At 73.7% G+C, this 19078-nt stretch carries 18 protein-coding genes; 13 read left to right on the top strand and 5 right to left on the bottom strand.

Annotated features, from left to right (window positions below; genetic code table 11):
• Nucleotides 1-8: 8 nt before the first annotated feature.
• Both BMW78_RS17085 and coaA read right to left on the bottom strand, forming a co-directional pair.
• Complete coding sequence (locus tag BMW78_RS17085) at nt 9-1442, bottom strand: class II fumarate hydratase (RefSeq protein WP_091762200.1); 1434 nt, start codon at nt 1440-1442, stop codon at nt 9-11.
• Nucleotides 1443-1479: 37 nt separating this feature from the next.
• Nucleotides 1480-2448, bottom strand: a complete 969-nt coding sequence (gene coaA / locus BMW78_RS17080; RefSeq protein ID WP_245735933.1) for a type I pantothenate kinase — start codon at nt 2446-2448, stop codon at nt 1480-1482.
• Nucleotides 2449-2533: 85 nt separating this feature from the next.
• Here coaA and glmS point away from each other — a divergent pair, with 85 nt between their 5' ends.
• The 9 genes from glmS (at nt 2534) to tsaD (ending at nt 11349) form a co-directional block, all read left to right on the top strand.
• A complete protein-coding gene (gene glmS, locus BMW78_RS17075; RefSeq protein WP_091762198.1) occupies nt 2534-4393 on the top strand; it encodes a glutamine--fructose-6-phosphate transaminase (isomerizing) in 1860 nt (619 codons plus the stop codon).
• Nucleotides 4390-4740 (top strand): holo-ACP synthase, encoded by a 351-nt coding sequence (locus BMW78_RS17070; protein ID WP_091762196.1) that lies wholly within the window; start codon nt 4390-4392, stop codon nt 4738-4740. The genes glmS and BMW78_RS17070 overlap by 4 nt, the downstream gene beginning before the upstream one ends.
• Before the next feature lie 13 nt (nt 4741-4753).
• Complete coding sequence (locus BMW78_RS17065; RefSeq protein ID WP_091762194.1) at nt 4754-6223, top strand: bifunctional ADP-dependent NAD(P)H-hydrate dehydratase/NAD(P)H-hydrate epimerase; 1470 nt, start codon at nt 4754-4756, stop codon at nt 6221-6223.
• A 75-nt stretch (nt 6224-6298) separates the two neighbouring features.
• A complete protein-coding gene (gene alr / locus BMW78_RS17060) occupies nt 6299-7495 on the top strand; it encodes an alanine racemase (RefSeq protein ID WP_091762192.1) in 1197 nt (398 codons plus the stop codon).
• Nucleotides 7492-8670, top strand: coding sequence for an alpha/beta fold hydrolase (locus BMW78_RS17055; protein ID WP_091762190.1), 1179 nt, complete (start codon nt 7492-7494; stop codon nt 8668-8670). Before alr ends, BMW78_RS17055 begins: the two co-directional genes overlap by 4 nt.
• On the top strand, nt 8657-9139 hold the full coding sequence (tsaE, locus tag BMW78_RS17050) for a tRNA (adenosine(37)-N6)-threonylcarbamoyltransferase complex ATPase subunit type 1 TsaE (RefSeq protein WP_091762187.1): 483 nt from the start codon (nt 8657-8659) through the stop codon (nt 9137-9139). The genes BMW78_RS17055 and tsaE overlap by 14 nt, the downstream gene beginning before the upstream one ends.
• Nucleotides 9140-9144: 5 nt before the next feature.
• Nucleotides 9145-9846: a tRNA (adenosine(37)-N6)-threonylcarbamoyltransferase complex dimerization subunit type 1 TsaB gene (gene tsaB, locus BMW78_RS17045; RefSeq protein ID WP_091762185.1), complete on the top strand. Its 702-nt coding sequence runs from the start codon at nt 9145-9147 to the stop codon at nt 9844-9846.
• A 1-nt stretch (nt 9847) separates the two neighbouring features.
• Nucleotides 9848-10303: a ribosomal protein S18-alanine N-acetyltransferase gene (gene rimI / locus BMW78_RS17040; RefSeq protein ID WP_245735932.1), complete on the top strand. Its 456-nt coding sequence runs from the start codon at nt 9848-9850 to the stop codon at nt 10301-10303.
• The gene (tsaD, locus tag BMW78_RS17035) at nt 10300-11349 is read left to right on the top strand and encodes a tRNA (adenosine(37)-N6)-threonylcarbamoyltransferase complex transferase subunit TsaD (RefSeq protein ID WP_091762183.1); all 1050 of its coding nucleotides are present in this window, start codon (nt 10300-10302) and stop codon (nt 11347-11349) included. Before rimI ends, tsaD begins: the two co-directional genes overlap by 4 nt.
• A gap of 39 nt (nt 11350-11388) precedes the next feature.
• Here tsaD and BMW78_RS17030 read toward each other — a convergent pair whose 3' ends face one another.
• Nucleotides 11389-12735, bottom strand: a complete 1347-nt coding sequence (locus tag BMW78_RS17030) for a glycoside hydrolase family 3 N-terminal domain-containing protein (RefSeq protein WP_091762181.1) — start codon at nt 12733-12735, stop codon at nt 11389-11391.
• 54 nt (nt 12736-12789) lie between these two features.
• Between BMW78_RS17030 and BMW78_RS17025 the strand changes: the two genes are divergently transcribed.
• Together BMW78_RS17025 and BMW78_RS17020 are read left to right on the top strand one after the other, a co-directional pair.
• On the top strand, nt 12790-13806 hold the full coding sequence (locus tag BMW78_RS17025; protein ID WP_245735931.1) for a nucleoside hydrolase: 1017 nt from the start codon (nt 12790-12792) through the stop codon (nt 13804-13806).
• Entirely contained in the window at nt 13806-14639 is an 834-nt protein-coding gene (locus BMW78_RS17020) for a ribokinase (RefSeq protein WP_091762179.1), read from the top strand. The genes BMW78_RS17025 and BMW78_RS17020 overlap by 1 nt, the downstream gene beginning before the upstream one ends.
• A gap of 12 nt (nt 14640-14651) precedes the next feature.
• On the opposite strand, the gene BMW78_RS21245 is transcribed toward BMW78_RS17020, so the two are convergent.
• Both BMW78_RS21245 and BMW78_RS17010 read right to left on the bottom strand, forming a co-directional pair.
• Nucleotides 14652-15377 carry a VldE C-terminal domain-containing protein gene (locus BMW78_RS21245; RefSeq protein ID WP_091762177.1) on the bottom strand — a complete coding sequence of 242 codons (726 nt, stop codon included), beginning with the start codon at nt 15375-15377 and terminating at the stop codon, nt 14652-14654.
• A 161-nt stretch (nt 15378-15538) separates the two neighbouring features.
• Nucleotides 15539-16771, bottom strand: coding sequence for a class I SAM-dependent methyltransferase (locus BMW78_RS17010; protein WP_091762175.1), 1233 nt, complete (start codon nt 16769-16771; stop codon nt 15539-15541).
• A 251-nt stretch (nt 16772-17022) separates the two neighbouring features.
• Between BMW78_RS17010 and groES the strand changes: the two genes are divergently transcribed.
• Both groES and groL read left to right on the top strand, forming a co-directional pair.
• Entirely contained in the window at nt 17023-17319 is a 297-nt protein-coding gene (groES, locus tag BMW78_RS17005) for a co-chaperone GroES (RefSeq protein ID WP_091762173.1), read from the top strand.
• Nucleotides 17320-17444: 125 nt separating this feature from the next.
• Nucleotides 17445-19064: a chaperonin GroEL gene (groL, locus tag BMW78_RS17000; protein WP_091762171.1), complete on the top strand. Its 1620-nt coding sequence runs from the start codon at nt 17445-17447 to the stop codon at nt 19062-19064.
• Nucleotides 19065-19078: the final 14 nt, after the last annotated feature.

Below are 19078 nucleotides of genomic sequence, written 5' to 3'. Positions count from 1 at the left end.
CGGGACGCTCATCCTCCCGGGCGCGTCATCCCCAGCACGTCGAGTGCCTCGTCGAGCTGCTGCTCGGTGAGCTCGCCCGAGGCCACGTGGCCGCGCTCGAGCACGACCTCCCGGATCGAGCGACGTTCCTTGACCGACTGCTTGGCCACGGCGGCGGCCGCCTCGTAGCCGATGTAGCGGTTCAGCGGGGTGACGATCGAGGGTGACCCCTCGGCGAGCTCGCGGCAGCGCTCCACGTCGGCCTCGATGCCGTCGACGCAGCGGTCGGCCAGCAGCCGGCTGGTGGCGCTGAGCAGGCGGGTCGACTCCAGCACGTTCTTGGCCATGACCGGCAGCATCACGTTGAGCTCGAAGCTGCCCGCCGCGCCGGCCGTCGTGATGGTGACGTCGTTGCCGATGACCTGGGCGCAGGCCATGAGGGTCGCCTCGCAGACCACCGGGTTGACCTTGCCGGGCATGATGCTCGAGCCGGGCTGCAGGTCGGGCAGCCGGATCTCGCCCAGGCCCGCTCGCGGGCCCGACGACATCCACCGCAGGTCGTTGCAGATCTTGGTCAGGCTGACGGCCACCACCTTCAGCGCCCCGCTGAGCTCGACCACGGCGTCCTGCGCCGACTGGGCCTCGAAGTGGTTCTCCGCCTCGCGGAACTCCACGCCGGTGCGCTCGCTGACCAGGGCAATGACGCGCTCGGCGAACCCCGGCGCGGCGTTGATGCCGGTGCCTGCCGCGGTGCCACCCAGTGGCAGCTCCGCCGTGGCCTGGGCGGCGACCATGACGCGCTGGAGCCCGAGCTCGACCTGCCGTCGGTAGCCGCCGAACTCCTGGCCCAGCGTGACCGGCACGGCGTCCATGAGGTGCGTCCGTCCCGACTTCACGACGTCGGCCAGCTCCTGCTCCTTGGCGGCGAGCGACTCGGCCAGCCGCACCAGGGCGGGTGCCAGCTGCTGGCGGACGGCCAGCGTGGCGGCGATGCGCAGGGCGCTGGGGAAGGTGTCGTTGCTCGACTGCCCGTAGTTGACGTGGTCGTTGGGGTGCACCGCCAGCCCGGTGGCCAGGTGGGCGAGCCGGCCGATGACCTCGTTGGCGTTCATGTTGGTGGAGGTGCCCGAGCCGGTCTGGAACACGTCGACGGGGAACTGGTCGTCGTGGCGGCCGTCGGCCACCTCGCGCGCAGCGGCCACGATGGCGTCGGCGCGCTCGCGGTCGAGCACGCCGAGCTCGGCGTTGACCTCGGCCGCGGCCCCCTTGAGCAGGGCGAGGGCGTGCACGACCCCGGGTGGCACCGGCTGGAACGAGATCGGGAAGTTGTCGACCGCCCGGGCCGTCTGGGCGCCCCAGAGGGCGTCGGCGGGCACCTGAACCTCACCCATCGAGTCGTGCTCGGTGCGGGTCGCGGGCTCGGTGGAGGCCGCGGTCGGGGTCGTCGTCTCCTGCTCGCTCATGCCCCCATGATGCTCTGGGGGCAGAAGGGTCGCCCGGTCAGAGCTTGCGCAGGCGCACCCGGCGCACGCTGTGGTCCTCGCCCTTGCCGAGCACCAGCGTGGCCCGGCCCCGCGTGGGCAGGACGTTCTCGCGCAGGTTGGGCTCGTTGATGCGCTCCCAGATGTCCGCCGCGGTGGCGCGCGCCTCCTCGTCGGAGAGCGCGGCATACCGGTGGAAGTAGGAGTGGGGGTCGGCGAACGCGGTCTCGCGGAGGCGCAGGAACCGGTCGACGTACCAACCCTTGATGTCGGGGGTGCGGGCGTCGACGTAGACGGAGAAGTCGAAGAAGTCGCTGACCGCGAGGCCGGTGCGGCCGTCGGGCTGCACGCGGGGGGCCTGCAGCACGTTGAGGCCCTCGACGATGAGCACGTCGGGCTGGCGGATGACGGTGCGCTCGCCGGGCACGATGTCGTAGGTGAGGTGCGAGTACACCGGTGCCGACACCTCGGCCCGCCCCGCCTTGACCTCGGCCACGAACCGGAGCAGCGCCCGGCGGTTGTACGACTCGGGGAAGCCCTTGCGCTGCAGCAGCTCGCGCCGCTCGAGCTCGGCGTTGGGGTAGAGGAAGCCGTCGGTGGTGATCAGGTCGACCCGGGGCGTGCCCGCCCAGCGGCGCAGCAGCTCGGCCAGGATGCGGGCCGTCGTCGACTTGCCGACCGCGACCGAGCCGGCGACGCCGATGATGAACGGCGTCTTGGCCGGGCTCTCGCCGAGGAAGTCGCTGGTGATGCGGTGAAGGCCCGCGGTCGCGCCGACGTAGAAGTTGAGCAGCCGCGAGAGGGGCAGGTAGACCTCCTCGACCTCGCTGAGGTCGATGCGGTCGCCGAGGCCCTGCAGGCGGGCGACGTCGTCGGCGGACAGGCTGAGCGGGTGGTTCCGGCGCAGGCGGGCCCAGGCGGCACGGTCGAGCTCGACGTACGGCGAGGGCATGGTCGCGGTGCCGGCGGGATGCGTCACACGCGCCATTCTTGCCCACCGCCCCACGCGGCGCAGACGCGGCGGCCCGTGCCGTGGGGCGGGTGTCGCCCCGGGTGCCATTAGGCTGGCGCCCATGTGTGGAATCGTTGGCTACGTCGGCCCGAGCGTCGACGGCAAGGCCCTGGACGTCGTCATGGAGGGCCTGGCCCGCCTCGAGTACCGCGGCTACGACTCGGCCGGGGTCGCCCTCGTCACGCAGGACGGCGTGGTCTCGGAGAAGCGGGCGGGCAAGCTCGCGAACCTCCGGGGCGCCCTCGAGGAGGAGCACCTGCCGCCCGCCACCACGGGCATCGGCCACACCCGCTGGGCCACCCACGGCGGCCCCACCGACGCCAACGCGCACCCGCACCGCGGCGGTGCCGACGACCGCCTGGCGCTGATCCACAACGGCATCATCGAGAACTTCCACTCGCTCAAGAAGGAGCTGGTGGAGCAGGGCGTGCAGTTCCGCTCCGAGACCGACACCGAGGTGGTCGCCCACCTCGTGGCCGCGGCATACGGGGAGAGCGGCGACCTCACCGAGGCCATGCGCACGGTGGTCAACCGGCTCGAGGGGGCCTTCACCCTGCTCGCCGTGCACGAGGACGCCCCCGGCGTCGTCGTCGGCGCCCGCCGCAACAGCCCGCTGGTGGTCGGCCTGGGCGAGGGCGAGAACTTCCTCGGCTCCGACGTCGCCGCGTTCATCGGGCACACCCGCAACGCGCTCGAGCTCGGCCAGGACCAGATCGTCACGATCACCCCCGAGGGCGCGACCGTCATCAACTTCGACGGCAGCCCGGCCGAGGGCAAGCACTACGAGGTCACCTGGGACGCCGCCGCGGCCGAGAAGGGTGGCTACGCGACCTTCATGGAGAAGGAGATCAACGAGCAGCCGCACGCCGTCGGCGACACGCTGCTCGGGCGCACCGACGACGAGGGTCGCCTCGTCCTCGACCAGACGGAGCTCTCCGAGGACGACCTGCGCTCGATCGACAAGATCGTCATCATCGCCTGCGGAACAGCCGCGTACGCCGGCATGGTCGCCAAGTACGCCATCGAGCACTGGACCCGGATCCCGGTCGAGGTCGAGCTCGCCCACGAGTTCCGCTACCGCGACCCGGTGATCGATGAGCAGACCCTGGTCGTCTCGATCAGCCAGTCGGGCGAGACGATGGACACCCTGATGGCGGTGCGCCACGCCCGCGAGCTCGGTGCCCGCACCCTGTCGATCTGCAACACGCACGGCTCGACCATCCCGCGTGAGTCCGACGCGGTGCTCTACACGCACGCCGGCCCGGAGATCGCGGTCGCCTCCACCAAGGCGTTCCTGGCGCAGATCACCGCCAGCTACGTCCTCGGCCTCTACCTCGCCCAGCTGCGCGGCGGCACCTACGCCGACGAGGCGCAGTCGGTGATGAAGGAGCTGCAGGGCATGCCGGCCAAGATCGAGGAGCTGCTCGGCCGGATGGGCCGGGTCAAGGAGATCGCCCGCTTCATGGCCGACACCCGCTCGGTGCTCTTCCTGGGCCGCCACGTCGGCTACCCGGTGGCCATGGAGGGCGCGCTCAAGCTCAAGGAGCTGGCCTACATCCACGCCGAGGGCTTCGCGGCCGGCGAGCTCAAGCACGGGCCCATCGCGCTCATCGACGCCGGACAGCCGGTCTTCATCGTGGTGCCCAGCCCGGACACGGCGCACGGCCTGCACGGCAAGGTGGTCTCCAACATCCAGGAGATCCGCGCGCGCGGCGCCCGCACCATCGTCATCGCCGAGGACGGCGACGAGGAGGTCGTGCCGTTCGCCGACGAGGTCATCCGCATCCCGCAGTCGTCCCCGCTGCTCGCGCCGCTGCTGAGCGTCGTGCCGCTGCAGGTCTTCGCGCTGCACCTGTCCACCGCCAAGGGCCTCGACGTCGACCAGCCGCGCAACCTCGCGAAGTCGGTCACGGTCGAGTGATCATCGGGGTCGGGATCGACGTCGTCGACGTCGAGCGCTTCGGGCAGACCCTGGAGCGCACCCCGAGCCTGCGGGAACGCCTGTTCACCGAGACCGAGCGCGAGCTGGTGCTCAACTCCCTGGCCGCACGGTTCGCGGCCAAGGAGGCCCTGGCCAAGGCGCTCGGCGCGCCGGTCGGCCTCCAGTGGCACGACTGCACGGTCCACCGTGGCGAGGACGGTCGCCCGCACCTGCAGGTGACGGGCACCGTCGCGGCGCGGGCCGAGGCGCTGGGCGTGCACGCCCTGCACGTGTCGCTGTCGCACGATGCCGGCATCGCGTCGGCCGTGGTCGTCGCCGAGGGCTGAGGAGGAGCAAGACGTGATCGAGGCCTGGAGCGCCGACGACGTGCGGGCGGCTGAGGCCGCCCTGATGGAGACGCTCCCCGAAGGTGAGCTGATGGCCCGCGCGGCCACCGGCCTCGCCGAGGTGGCCGCAGCCCGCCTCCAGGAGAGCGGCGGCAGCCGCGTGGTCGCGCTCGTCGGTCCCGGCAACAACGGCGGTGACGCGCTGTATGCCGCGGCGCAGCTCGCCGAGCACGGGTTCGCCGTCGCGGTGGTTCGGGCCGGCTGGCCGGTGCACGAGGGCGGCCTGGCGGCCGCCCGGGAGGCCGGGGTCATCGTGGTCGGCCCGGGGCAGGACGAAGGCGAGGACTGGCGGGCCCTGCTGGGCGAGGCCGACCTCGTGGTCGACGGCGTGCTCGGCATCGGCGGCCGGCCCGGGCTGCCTGAGCCGGCCCAGCCGTGGGTCGACGCGGTGCCCGACGACGCCTACGTGCTCGCGGTCGACCTGCCGTCGGGGCAGGACCCCGCCGGTGTGGCGGCCGTGCCCGACGCGGTGTTCGCCGACGAGACGGTGACGTTCGGCGTGGTCAAGCCGGTGCACCTGCTGCCCGCGACCGAGCCCGCGGTCGGACGGCTGACCGTCGTCGACATCGGCCTCGACGTCGACGCGCCGGCCGCCGTGCAGCGGGTCACCCGCGACGACGTGGCGCGCCTGTGGCCGGTGCCGACCGCGGGCGACGACAAGTACTCCCGCGGCGTGCTCGGCGTCGTGGCCGGGGGAGAGCAGTACACCGGGGCGGCCATCCTCTGCTGCACCGCGGCGGTGTGCAGCGGGGTGGGCATGGTCCGCTACGTCGGGCCGCCCACGCCCACCGGGCTGGTGCGTGCGACGGTGCCGGAGGCGGTGACCGGTGAGGGCCGGGTGCAGGCCTGGGTGGTCGGCCCCGGTCTGGACGCCGAGGCCACCGGGGAGTCGGGCGAGCGACAGCTGGATGTGGCAGCCCGGGCGCTCGCCTCCGACCTGCCCGTGCTGGTCGACGCGGGCGGGCTCGACCTGGTCTGGGGGCGGCGGATGGCCCCGACCCTGCTCACTCCGCACGCGGGAGAGCTGGCGCGGCTGCTCACGCGGCTCACCGAGCGCGAGGTCACCCGCGACCAGGTGCAGGCCGCCCCCGTCGACCACGCCCGAGAGGCGGCCGACGCCACCGGGGCGACCGTGCTGCTCAAGGGCGCCACGACCCTCGTGGTGCCGCCGACGTCGAGCGGCCTGGCGGTGCGCTCGCAGAACGACGCCCCGGCCTGGCTCGCCACGGCGGGCGCCGGCGACGTGCTGGCCGGTCTGGCCGGCACCCTGCTCGCCGCCGGCCTGGACCCCCTCGACGCGGGCAGCCTGGCCGCCCTCGTGCACGGGGTGGCCGCCGACGCCGCCAACCCCGGCGGGCCGGTGCGGGCGCTGGCCGTCGCCCACGGCATACCGGGCACCGTCGCGGCGCTGCTCGCGCGCTGAGACCCCGGCGCGACACCGCTGGGACACCGCCGACCCGGCGCGGCACCTTGCGGGTGGTCTGACAAACTGGGTCCGATGAGCGCCGACGCCCCGACCAGCACCATCGTCCCGGCACCGCCGGGGCTCCCAGCCTGTGCGCAGGTCGACCTCGACGCGATCAGCGACAACGTGACCACCCTGCGCGACCTGGCCGGGCGCGCCGAGGTCATGGCGGTGGTGAAGGCCGACGCCTACGGGCACGGCCTGCTGCCCGCAGCCCGCGCCGCCCTGCGTGGCGGGGCCACCTGGCTGGGCGTCGCCCAGCTGCCGGAGGCGGTGGAGCTGCGCCGCGCCGGTATCGACGTGCCGGTGCTGAGCTGGCTGCACGTCCCCGGCCAGGACCTCACCGAAGCCGTGCAGCTCGGCATCGACCTGTCGGTCTCGACCCAGTGGGCCCTCGACGCCGTCGCCACCACCGGCCGCCGGCTCGGGGCCACCGCGCGGATCCACCTCAAGGTCGACACCGGGCTGGGCCGCAACGGGGCCTGGGGCGACGAGCTCGACGCGCTCGCCGCCGCCATCGGCCCGCTGCAGGCGGAGGGAGTGCTCACCCTGGTCGGCGTCTTCTCGCACTTCGCCTACGCCGACGCGCCGCAGCACCCGACGGTGAGGGCCCAGCAGGAGCGCTTCGACGAGGTGCTGGCCGACCTGGCCCGGGCCGGGCTCGAGCCGCAGGTCCGCCACCTGGCGAACTCGGCGGCCACCCTCACGAACCCCTCCGCGCAGTACGACCTCGTGCGCCCCGGCCTCGCCGTCTACGGGCTCTCGCCGGTGCCGGACCTCGGGGCCCCGGAGGACTACGGCCTGCGCGAGGCGATGCGCCTGGTGGCGCACCTGTCGTCGGTCAAGCCGTGCCCGGCCGGCCAGGGCATCTCCTACGGCCACACGTACACCACCCCGGCCGACACCCTGCTGGGCCTGGTGCCGATGGGGTACGCCGACGGCATACCCCGCAACGCGAGCAGCGTCGGTCCGGCGCTGGCCGGCGGCCGGCGGCTCTCGATCGCCGGCCGGGTGTGCATGGACCAGTTCGTGCTCGACCTCGGGGCCGACTACGACGGCGCCGCCGGCGACGAGGTGGTGCTGTTCGGACGCGGCGCCGCGGGGGAGCCCACCGCGCAGGACTGGGCGGCTGCCACCGGCACCATCAACTACGAGATCGTCACCCGGGTCGGTGCCCGGGTGCCGCGGGTCTACCTCGGTGAAGGCTCGACGGCGGAGGGCTCGGCATGAGCCCCCGCCAGAACACCGTGCTCGGCCTCGGGCTGGGCCTCGCGGCCGCCGGTGCCGCGACGGCCGCCGGGGTCGCCGCCGAACGGGTGACCAAGACCCGCCGCAGGGCCCTGCTCACCCTGACACCGGAGGGCCTCTACGACCACAAGCCCGACAAGGAGCTCGTGGTCGTCGCCACCGACGGGGTGCCGCTGCACGTCGAGGTCGACGAGCCCGACCCGGCGGCCGCACACCCCGACCACCCCACCATCGTCTTCAGCCACGGCTACACGCTCAGCCTCAAGGCGTGGGTCCTGCAGCGTCGTGCGCTCGTCCAGGCCGGCTACCGCGTGGTGCTGTGGGACCAGCGCAGCCACGGGCAGTCCGAGCGGGGGTCGCGCGACTCGTGCACCATCGAACAGCTCGGCCGCGACCTGCACAGCGTCATCAGCGAGGTCGTGCCCGAGGGCCGGCTGGTGCTCGTCGGGCACTCCATGGGCGGCATGACCGTCATGGCGCTCGCCGACCAGTTCCCCGACCTCATCCGCGAGCGGGTCATCGCCGCGGCCTTCGTGGCCACCAGCGCCGGCGGCCGCAACATGGTGACCCTGGGGTTCGGCCAGTTCCTCGGCCGGGCGCTCGGGCGCCTGGGGCCGCGGCTGCTCGACCAGCTCGGCACCCGGCAGGAGTGGCTCAACAGCGTGCGCCACCTCGGCCGCGACCTCGAGGACTTCATCGTCGAGCGCTGGAGCTTCGCCTCGCCGGTCTCGCCCGCGGCGGTCCGCTACACCGGCGACATGATCTTCAGGACGCCGTTCACCGTGATGTCGGACTTCCTGCCCTCGATCGACCTCCACGACAAGCGCGACGCCCTGGCCCAGTTCCACGGCATCGAGACGCTCGTCGTCAACGGCACCCAGGACCTGCTGACCCCGCCCGACCACAGCGAGGAGATCGTCCGGCTCGTGCCGGGCGCCGAGCACGTGGTGATCAACGAGGCGGGCCACATCATCATGCTCGAGCACCCCGAGGTCGTCACGGGGCTGCTCCTGTCGCTGGTCGAGCGCGGGCTGCGGGCCGCCGACGAGGGCGTGCGCGTCGAGCGCAAGCCGCGGGTCCGCCGCACGCTGACCGACGTGGCCAAGCGCCGCAAGGTCGCCCGCGCCCGGGGAAGGGGACGCCATGAGGCACCCTGAGGTGGTGCTGCGCACCGCGGAGGAGACCCGCGCGTGGGGTGAACGGCTCGGCCGGCTGCTCCGCGCCGGCGACCTCGTCGTGCTCACCGGTGAGCTCGGTGCCGGCAAGACCACCCTGACCCAGGGCATCGCCGAGGGCCTCGGGGTGCGCGGGCCCATCACGTCGCCGACCTTCGTCATCGCCCGCGTGCACCCCTCCCTGGTGGGCGGCCCCGCGCTCGTGCACGTCGACGCCTACCGGCTCGGCGGCTTCGCCGAGCTCGACGACCTCGACCTCGACGCCTCCATCGAGGACTCCGTGACGATCGTCGAGTGGGGGCACGGGCTCGCCGAAGGCCTGGCCGAGGACCGCGTCGAGGTCACCCTCACCGGCGACGACGAGCGGCACGTCACCCTCACCGCTTCGGGCCCCCGCTGGGAGGACGAGCAGGCCCGCGAGCTGCTCGACGCGCTCGCCGACGTACCCTGAACGCCGTGCTCCTCCTCGCCATCGACACCTCGACGTCCGCCATCGCCGTCGCCCTGCACGACGGCCGGCGCGTGCTCGCCGAGCGCTCCACCATCGACGCCCGGCACCACACCGAGCACGTCGCCCCCAGCATCACCGCCGTCCTCGACGACGCCGGCCACAGCGCTGCCGACGTGACCGCGGTGGCGGTGGGGGTCGGGCCCGGCCCCTTCACCGGCCTGCGGGTCGGCATGGTGACCGCCACCGTCTTCGGGCACGCCCGCGGCATACCGGTGCACGGCGTCTGCAGCCTCGACGCCCTCGCCCACGAGGCGGTCGCCACCGGTGCCGTGCAGGGCGAGTTCGTGGTCGCCACCGACGCGCGCCGCAAGGAGGTCTACTGGGCCCGGTATGCCGCCGAGGCCGCCGACGGCGCCCCGCGCGCCCGCCGGCTCACCGACCCCGCCGTCGACTACCCGGCGACCGTGGCCGAGCAGCTGGACGGCGCGCCGGTCGTGGGCCGCGGCGCCGTGCTCTACCCCGAGCTCCTCGGCCCGCAGGCCGGGCCGCTCGACGTCAGCGCCGCGCACCTGGCGGCCGTCGCGCTGCAGGCTCTCGGCGAGGGCGCCGCCCTGCCGGTCGAGCCGCTCTACCTGCGGCGTCCGGACGCCGCGCCCTCGCACCCGCGCAAGCCGGTGACCCAGGCGGCGCCGCACGGGAGGGCCTGAGGTGGTGCTGCGCGAGCTGCGCTGGACCGACATCGACGAGCTCGCCGCCCTGGAACGCGAGCTGTTCCCGCACGACGCGTGGACCGAGCCGACCTGGTGGGCCGAGCTCGCCGGGCGCCCGCGCCGCGACTACGTCGTCGAGGAGGACCCCGACGGCATCGCGGCGTACGCCGGCCTCGACGTGGGCAGCGAGGTCGCCGACGTCATGACGATCGCCGTCGCCCCTCGCGCCCAGGGTCGCGGGCTCGGCCGGACGCTGCTGCAGGAGCTGGTCGACCGGGCGCGCCGCCGTGGCGCGGAGTACCTCATGCTGGAGGTCCGGGACGACAACGTGCCGGCGCGACGCCTCTACGAGCGAGCCGGTTTCGAGCACCTGACGACCCGCCGCCGCTACTACCAGCCGGGTGACGTGGACGCCCACATCCTGCGGCTGACCCTGAAGGAGGACCTCGCGTGAGTGCGGACCTGCCCCTCGTGCTGGGCATCGAGACCTCGTGCGACGAGACCGGAGTCGGGATCGTGCGCGGCGAGGAGCTCCTCGTCGACGCCATCGCCAGCAGCGTCGACGAGCACGCCCGCTTCGGCGGCGTCGTGCCCGAGGTGGCCAGCCGGGCCCACCTCGAGGCGATGGTGCCGACCCTCGAGCGCGCCTGCACCCAGGCCGGGGTGCGCCTCGCCGACCTCGACGCCATCTCGGTGACCTCCGGCCCCGGGCTGGCCGGCGCCCTGATGGTGGGGGTCGCGGCTGCCAAGTCGCTGGCCGTCGCCCTCGGGGTCCCGCTCTACGGCGTGAACCACCTGGCCTCCCACGTGGCCGTCGACATCGTCGAGCACGGCCCGCTGCCCGAGCCGACCCTGGCCCTGCTCGTCTCCGGCGGGCACTCCTCGCTGCTGCTGGTGCCCGACGTCACCCACGACGTGCAGTCGCTGGGCTCCTCCATCGACGACGCGGCCGGCGAGGCCTTCGACAAGGTGGCCCGGGTGCTCGGCCTGCCGTTCCCCGGGGGCCCGCACATCGACCGTGCCGCCCGTGAGGGCGACTCGGTCGCCATCGACTTCCCGCGGGGGCTCACCTCCGGGCGTGACATGGAGCGGCACCGCTTCGACTTCTCGTTCTCCGGCCTGAAGACGGCGGTGGCGCGCTGGGTGGAGGCCCGCGAGCGCTCCGGTGAGCCGGTGCCGGTGGGCGACGTCGCGGCCAGCTTCCAGGAGGCGGTGGTCGACGTGCTGACCCGCAAGGCGGTGCTCGCCTGCCGGGAGAACGGTGTGGAGCACCTGCAGATCGGTGGCGGGGTGGCCGCGAACTCGCGGCTGCGGGCGATGGCCCAGGAACGCTGCGACGCGGCGGGGATCAGCCTGCGGGTGCCGCGCCCGGGCCTGTGCACCGACAACGGTGCGATGGTGGCCGCGCTCGGGGCGCAGATGGTGCTCAAGGGCCGCGCGCCGTCGGAGCTGTCGCTGCCGGCGGACTCCTCGATGCCGGTGACCGCCGTCCAGGCCTGAGCCTGACGGGCGTCCGGAGCCGCCGTCCAGGCTTGGGCGTCAGCCGCCGCAGGAGGCGAGGCCGAGGCGCACCTTGAGCGCCAGCACGCGCTCGACCGAAGCGTTCACCTGCCGGGCGAAGGCCGGGCTGGCCTTCACCCGCGCCTGGATGGCTGCCCGCATCGTGGGGGCCTGGCCGGCGTCGGCGGTCAGCACGATGTCGCCGCCGGCGGCGATGAACCGGGTGGCGCGCTCGCCCACCGGCACCGCCGCCACCGCCTTCGCGGCGCCGACGTCGTCGGTGATGACCACGCCGTCGAACCCGAGGCGGCCGCGCAGCAGGTCGGTGACGACCGCCTTCGAGAACATGGCGCGGTTCTCCGGGTCGATCCGCGGGTACCTCGCCGACGACACCATCACCAGGGGCGCCCCCGCCCGTATGCCGTCGCGGAACGGCTCGAGGTAGGGGTCGGTCGCCGAGGTGGTCGAGTCGGTCGTGCCCGAGGCGGTGACGTCGGTGTTGCCGGTGACCCGGCCGAGGCCGGGGAAGTGCTTGACGGTGGGCGCGACGCCTGCGGCGAGGGAGCCGCGGACGAACGCCGCGGCATACCGGCCGTTGGCCTGCGGGTCGCCGGGCACGAAGTCGCGGCGGTAGCGGCCGATCGGGGCGTTGGCCGCGCCGAGGGAGGTCGGCACGGTGTCGGCGACCGGGGCGAGGTTGACGTTGACGCCTGCGCGGGTGAGCTCGCGCGACCAGGTGCGCACGTCCTGCGTCAGGGCCGTGGTGCCCAAGGTCGCCTGGGTGCGCGCGGAGGGGATGGCCGAGAAGCCGGCGCCCTTGAGCTGCTGGACCTGGCCACCCTCCTGGTCGGCGGCGACGAGGAGGCCGATGCCGCCGGTCGCGGCCCTGTCCCTGCCCGCCTCCGTCGCGGCCTGGAGGCGCTGCGAGGCCTGCCGCACGGTGCCCGACCCCTGCCAGCCGCCGAGGTAGATCACGCCGCCGAGGTGGTCGCGGGCCACCTGCTGGGCGAGCGTGCGGGAGCTGCCGGAGGGTTGCAGCCCGACCATGAGCAGCTGCCCGACCCGCTGCGAGGGGGTGAGCGAGGCGGCCAGCCGCTCGGCGCAGGAGGCGGTGTGCGTGGGGCTCGGTTTCGCGCTGGTCGTGGTCGTCGAGCTGGTGGGGCTCGCGGAGCGCGTCGGCGTGCTGGTGGAGGACGAGGCAGCCGGTGACGTCGACGTGGTGGCGGTGCTGCTCGGTGTGCTCTCGCTGGTTGCCCCCGGTTGTCCTCCTCCGCCGGTGCAGGCTGCGGCGAGGAGCACGACGGCGAGCGACGACGCCGCCAGCGCCCGGGACGGCTGGAACCGAGGGGTGCGGGCGCTGGTCGCAGGGCTGGTCGTCGCGGGCATCTGGTCGAACCTATCCCGCTCGTCGGCCCGGGCCGAACCCGTAGGCTCCCGGGCGTGGCAGCCAGCACCCGACCCGTGGTCCTCGACGTCGACACCGGAGTGGACGACGCCTGCGCCCTCCTCCTCGCCGCCCGGCACCCGGCACTGGACCTGCGGGCGGTGACCTGTGTCGGCGGCAACGCGCCCGTCGACGCGGTCGTCACCAACACCCTCACCGTGCTCGAGGCCGCCGGCCGGCTCGACGTGCCGGTCGCGCGCGGCGCCGCCCGCCCGCTGCTCGAGCACCCGGTCAACGCGGCCCACGTGCACGGCGCCGACGGCATGGGCGACCTCGACTGGGCGAAGTCGCAGGCCGCGCCGGACCCGCGCCACGCGGTCGAGCTGCTGCGCGACGTGCTGCTCGAGGCCGCGGCGAGCGGTGACCCCGACGACCTCGTCACCCTCGTCCCGCTCGCGCCGCTCACCAACGTGGCGCTGCTGCTGCGCACCTGGCCCGAGGCGGCTGCCGGCCTGCGCGAGGTGGTCTTCATGGGCGGTGCCGCCCACGTGGGCAACGCGACGGCCTCGGCGGAGTTCAACGTCTTCCACGACCCGGAGGCGGCCGCCGTGGTGCTCGACGCCGCCGGCGAGCTCGGCGTCAACGTCACGATGTACGGGCTCGACGTCTTCTACGACCCGCGCGTGACCCGCGACGAGGCCCGGGCGATGGTGGAACGCGGCGGCCGCGGCCCAGCCGAGCTCGGCGGCCGGCTCGTCGGGTTCCAGTGCGAGCGCTTCGACAGCACCGCGGCGACGATCGGCGACGCCGGCGCGGTCTGCGCCGTCATCGACCCCTCCGGGGTGCGCACCGAGCGGCTGCCGGTGCGGGTCGAGCTGGCCGGCACGTGGTCGCGTGGCCGCACGATCGTCGACCGGCGCGACTGGTCCGGCGACCTGGCACACGACCCGCACGGCGCCGCACCGTCGCTGGTGGACGTCTGCCTCGACGTCGACGCCGAGCGGTACGCCCGGCTCTGGGTCGACACCCTGACCGGTGCGCTGACGCCCAGCACCACGGGGGAGGAGCGCTGATGGGACGCGTCGTCGTGCTCGGCTCGCTGAACGTCGACCTCGTCACCGACGTGGAGCGCCACCCCCGGCCGGGGGAGACCGTCCTCGCCACCGGGCCGCTCGCCCGGTACGCCGGCGGCAAGGGTGCGAACCAGGCGCTCGCCGCCGCGGCGGCCGGGGCGAGCGTGGCCATGGTCGGGTGCGTCGGCGACGACGCCGACGGCCGCCGCTACCTCGAGCGGCTCCGCACCCGCGGGGTCGACACCTCGGCGGTGCGGCTCGTGCCCGATGTGCCGACCGGCCAGGCGTGGATCGCCGTCGACGCCGACAGCGAGAACACCATCGTCGTGGTCCCGGGCGCCAACGCCCACGTGGAGACCGAGGACCTGGCGGCGCTGGACTCCCTGGCCGAGGGCGACGTCCTGCTGGCCCAGCTCGAGGTGCCGCTGCCCGTGGTGGCCGCCGCCGCCCGGCGCGCCTCCGCGCGCGGCGTGCGCGTGGTCATCAACGCCGCGCCGTATGCCGCCCTGCCGCACGACGTCGCGGCGCTCGCCGACCCGCTCGTGGTCAACGAGCACGAGGCGCTCGCGCTGGCCGACTCGGGCATCGTTCCGACCTCGGTGCTGGTGACCTTCGGGGGTGAGGGCTGCTCGTGGGACGGCGAGCGCTTCGACGGCGAGGAGGTGGCGCTGGAGGAGGTCGTCGACACCACCGGAGCAGGCGACGCCTTCTGCGGCGCGCTGGTGGCGGCGCTGGCCTCCGGAGCAGGCCGGTCCGAGGCAGTGCGCGCCGCGAGCCGGGCGGGAGCCGAGGCGGTCCGGCGCCAGGGGGCGCAGCAGGACCCGCGGCTCTAGCCGGGAGGCCCCCTAGTTCACCGAGATGTGGACGTGGTCGTAGTGGTTGGCCGTGGCGCTGCCGCGGTCCTCCATCGGCTCCCAGCCCCCACCGCCGGGGTACCAGATGCGCTGCTTCCAGATGATGTACTTGATGTTCAGCGTGCCGGCCATGCCCTGCAGGTGTGCCGCGAGCGCGTCGCCGTCGGAGGTGCCGCACATGACGTCGACCGCGTGGCCGGTGCCGTGGTCGCCCGGGTCGCCCGCGCGGTAGCCGCCGATGTCGGTGAGCTGCGGGAACGAGCGCTTGACCTCGTTGATGACCGCCACCGCGTTGTCGGACATGCCGCTCAGGCCGATGCCGGCGCGGGAGTAGTTCGCCGACCGCGACGCCTTCTGCTGCTCGCGATGCGGCGCCGGGTCCGGCTTGGGGGCCGGCTTCGGCGTGGGCTTGGGAGCCGGCTTGGCCGTGGCGCTGAACCCGATGAGGCCGAAGTGCTCGTGGCCGTGGGGTCCCTCGGCGGCCGGGGCGGAAACGGCGACGGCCGGCGTCTCGGACGAGGTGGGCGCGGAGGCGAAGCCGGCGGCGGAGGGAAGCACCAGTGCGGTGACGACGCCGCTGGCGGTGGTGCCCAGGGCCAGCGACTTCAGCAGGGTCCGGCCGGGGCTCACGACGGTCTGCAGGCGGAGGCGTCGGGAGAGCGGGGCGGGGCGCGGCTGGCGATGGCGGCCGGCCCTGGTCTGGGGTGCGTCGGTCACGGCGGGGGTCCTCGGGACGTTCTGCGGTGCTGTCGGGCGGTGCGGCGTGGTCCGTGCTGTCGGGTCGTGCTGTCGGATCGGGTGCTGCGCGCGACCACCGTAGGGGATGGGCAGCGCTTCGTCACATTCCGGTAACGGCGTGGCGCCGGGAAGGAGAGGGGTCAGCGGGGCTGGACGACGACCACGACCTGCTGGCCGCGCACCCGGGTGATGACCACCACGGCCTCGGTGCGGCCCCGCGGGGGCAGCCGCAGCTGGCGGCGCAGCTGGTCGGCGTCGACCGTGACTCCGCGCTTCTTCACGGTGAGCCGGTCGACGCCGTGGTCCCGGAGCCAGGCGCGCAGGGCCTTGACGTTGAAGGGCATCGCCTCCTGCACGGCATACCGGCGGGCAAAGGGGACGTCGTGCGCGGTGCCGGCACTGACGTAGCCGACGCCCGGGTCGAGCTCGGCGCCGCCGGTCGCGGCGGTGAGCGCCCCGACGAGGCCGGCACGGATGACGGCGCGGTCGGGCTCGTAGAGCCAGGGGCCGAGGTCGGCGAGGCTGCCCAGTGCCGGCGGCTCGGGGTCGGCCTGCGCCTGCGTCACGAGGGCCGGCGTGCCGCCGCGGCCCAGCACGGCGGCGGTGCGGCCGGCGTCGCGAACCAGCGGACCCCACCAGACGACGCACTCCAGCACCTCGCCGTCCCAGGAGGTCCACTGGGCCTCCGCGCCTGCAGGCAGGGCGGCGTGCGGGAAGGCAGGGCTGAGCTTGGCGCCCGTGGCAGGGAGGGCCCTGGCCACCTCCTGCACCCGCTCCCACGACGGGGAGATGGCGTCGAGGCTGAACACGCGGCGGGTGCGGCCGCTCACGTCGGCGACGCCGGGGGTGCGGCGGGCCGGGTCCAGCCAGGCGCCCACCCCGCGGGCCCCCTCACCGGCGGGCGGGGTGAACTCCTCGGCCAGGCCCTGGGTGGCGCTGCACTCCGGCCAGTGCCGCAGGTTGACGGCGGCGATCGCGGCGGTGACCTCGTCGGCGTCGATGGCCCGCACCCGCAGGTCCAGTCCGGCCATCGCCATGGCGTCGGCGCCGATGCCGCAGCCGAGGTCGTAGACGGTGTGGATCCCGGATGACCGGAAGCGCTCGGCGTGCCGGGCCGCCACCTCGAGGCGGGTCGCCTGCTCGAGGCCGTCGCTGGTGAGCACCATGCCCTGGGCGAAGGGGCCGAACTTGGCGACGGCCTTGGCGCGCAGGCGGGTCTGGTTGATGGCGGCGGCCACGAGGTCGGGCTCGAACCCGGCGTCGCGCAGCCGCTGCTGGAGGCTCAGCTCGGATCCCGGCTCGTAGGGCGGCAGCGCCTGGAGGAGCCCCCACCCCTCGCCGGTCGTCAGGCGGCGCAGCAGGGCGAGGTCCATGGCGGGCATTGTGGCCCATCGAGCAGGCGTGCTCAGCCGTGGGCGAACCTTTGGCACTCGAGTTGACCGAGTGCTAACCGCGGTCCTAGATTTGCCGTTGGCACTCCGGTACGCCGAGTGCTAACGCAGTCAGACCATCGACTGCGGCCGCAGTCGAGGCTCATCGACCCCCGCGACGGCGACGGGCCACGACGGCACCAAGCAGTAGCCCAACTGTCCACTTCGACATTCCCAAAGGGGAGGTCAACATCGTGTCGGTTTCCATCAAGCCGCTCGAAGACCGCATCGTCGTCAAGTCCGTCGAGGCTGAGCAGACGACCGCGTCCGGTCTTGTCATCCCGGACACCGCGAAGGAGAAGCCCCAGGAGGGCGAGGTCCTCGCGGTCGGTCCCGGTCGCTGGAACGAGGACGGCGACGAGCGCATCCCGCTCGACGTCAAGGTCGGCGACCGTGTGCTCTACAGCAAGTACGGCGGCACCGAGGTCAAGCACGGCGGCGAGGAGTACCTGATCCTCTCGGCCCGCGACGTGCTCGCCATCATCGGCTGAGACCACAGCTTCAGCCCACGCCCCGGTGCGTGCCCGCTCCGGGCCCGTGCCGGGGCGTGCGCATTTTCCCCGTGTGCCGCTCGGCGGCACACCGATGACAACCCTCAAGGACGTGAAGGACTTTCATGGCTAAGACGCTGGAGTTCAACGACGACGCTCGCAAGTCACTCGAGCGCGGCGTCGACGCGCTCGCGAACGCCGTCAAGGTGACCCTGGGCCCCAAGGGCCGCAACGTGGTCATCGACAAGAAGTGGGGCGCTCCCACGATCACCAACGATGGCGTGACCATCGCCCGCGAGGTCGAGCTCGAGGACTCCTACGAGAACCTCGGCGCCCAGCTCGCCAAGGAGGTCGCGACCAAGACCAACGACGTCGCCGGTGACGGCACCACCACCGCGACGGTGCTCGCCCAGGCCATGGTCAAGGAGGGCCTGCGCAACGTCGCCGCAGGCGCCGCCCCGGCCGGCCTCAAGCGCGGCATCGACCAGGCCGTCCAGGCCGTCTCCGACCGGCTGCTCGAGAACGCCCGCGAGATCGAGGGCAAGGACGAGATCGCCCAGGTCGCCTCGCTGTCCGCCCAGGACGAGACCATCGGCTCCACCATCGCCGACGCGTTCGACAAGGTCGGCAAGGACGGCGTCATCACGGTCGAGGAGTCGTCCACCGCGACGACCGAGCTCGAGTTCACCGAGGGCATGCAGTTCGACAAGGGCTACATCTCCCCGTACTTCGTCTCGGACCCCGAGCGCATGGAGGCCGTGATCGAGGACGCCTACGTCCTCATCAACCAGGGCAAGATCTCGGCCATCGCCGAGGTGCTCCCGGTGCTCGAGAAGGTCGTCAAGGCGGGCAAGCCGCTCCTGGTCATCGCCGAGGACATCGACGGCGAGGCCCTCTCGACCCTGGTGGTCAACAAGATCCGCGGCACCTTCAACGTCGTCGCGGTCAAGGCCCCCGGCTTCGGCGACCGCCGCAAGGCGATGCTGCAGGACATGGCCGTGCTGACCGGCGGCCAGGTCATCTCCGAGGAGGTCGGGCTCAAGCTCGACCAGGCCGACCTCGACGTGCTGGGCCAGGCCCGCCGCGTCGTCGTCACCAAGGACACCACCACGATCATCGACGGCGCCGGCAAGCCCGACGAGGTCGAGGGCCGGGTGGGCCAGATCAAGGCCGAGATCGAGCGCACCGACTCCGACTGGGACCGCGAGAAGCTGCAGGAGCGCCTGGCCAAGCTGGCCGGCGGCGTCTGCGTCATCAAGGTCGGCGCCCACACCGAGGTCGAGCTCAAGGAGAAGAAGCACCGCATCGAGGACGCCATCTCGGCGACCCGCGCGGCCATCGAGGAGGGCATCGTCGCCGGTGGCGGCTCCGCCCTCGTCCACGCCTCCACCGTCATCGACTCCCTCGGCCTCGAGGGCGACGAGGCGACCGGCGCGCTCATCGTCAAGAAGGCCGCGGCCGAGCCGCTGCGCTGGATCGCCGAGAACGCCGGCATGGAGGGCTACGTCGCCGTCTCCAAGGTCGCCGACCTCGAGCCGGGCAACGGCCTCAACGCCGCCACCGGCCAGTACGTCGACCTGGTCAAGGCCGGCGTCATCGACCCGGTGAAGGTCACCCGCTCCGCCCTGCGCAACGCCGCGTCGATCGCGTCGATGGTCCTGACCACCGACACCCTCGTCGTGGAGAAGAAGGAAGACGAGGACGCCGGCGCCGGGTCCTCACATGGCCACGGTCACGGCCACTGAGCCGGACGGCACAC

Source organism: Pedococcus cremeus, assembly GCF_900111375.1.
GTDB lineage: Bacteria > Actinomycetota > Actinomycetes > Actinomycetales > Dermatophilaceae > Pedococcus_A > Pedococcus_A cremeus.
This window is presented reverse-complemented; position numbering and strand designations above follow the sequence as displayed.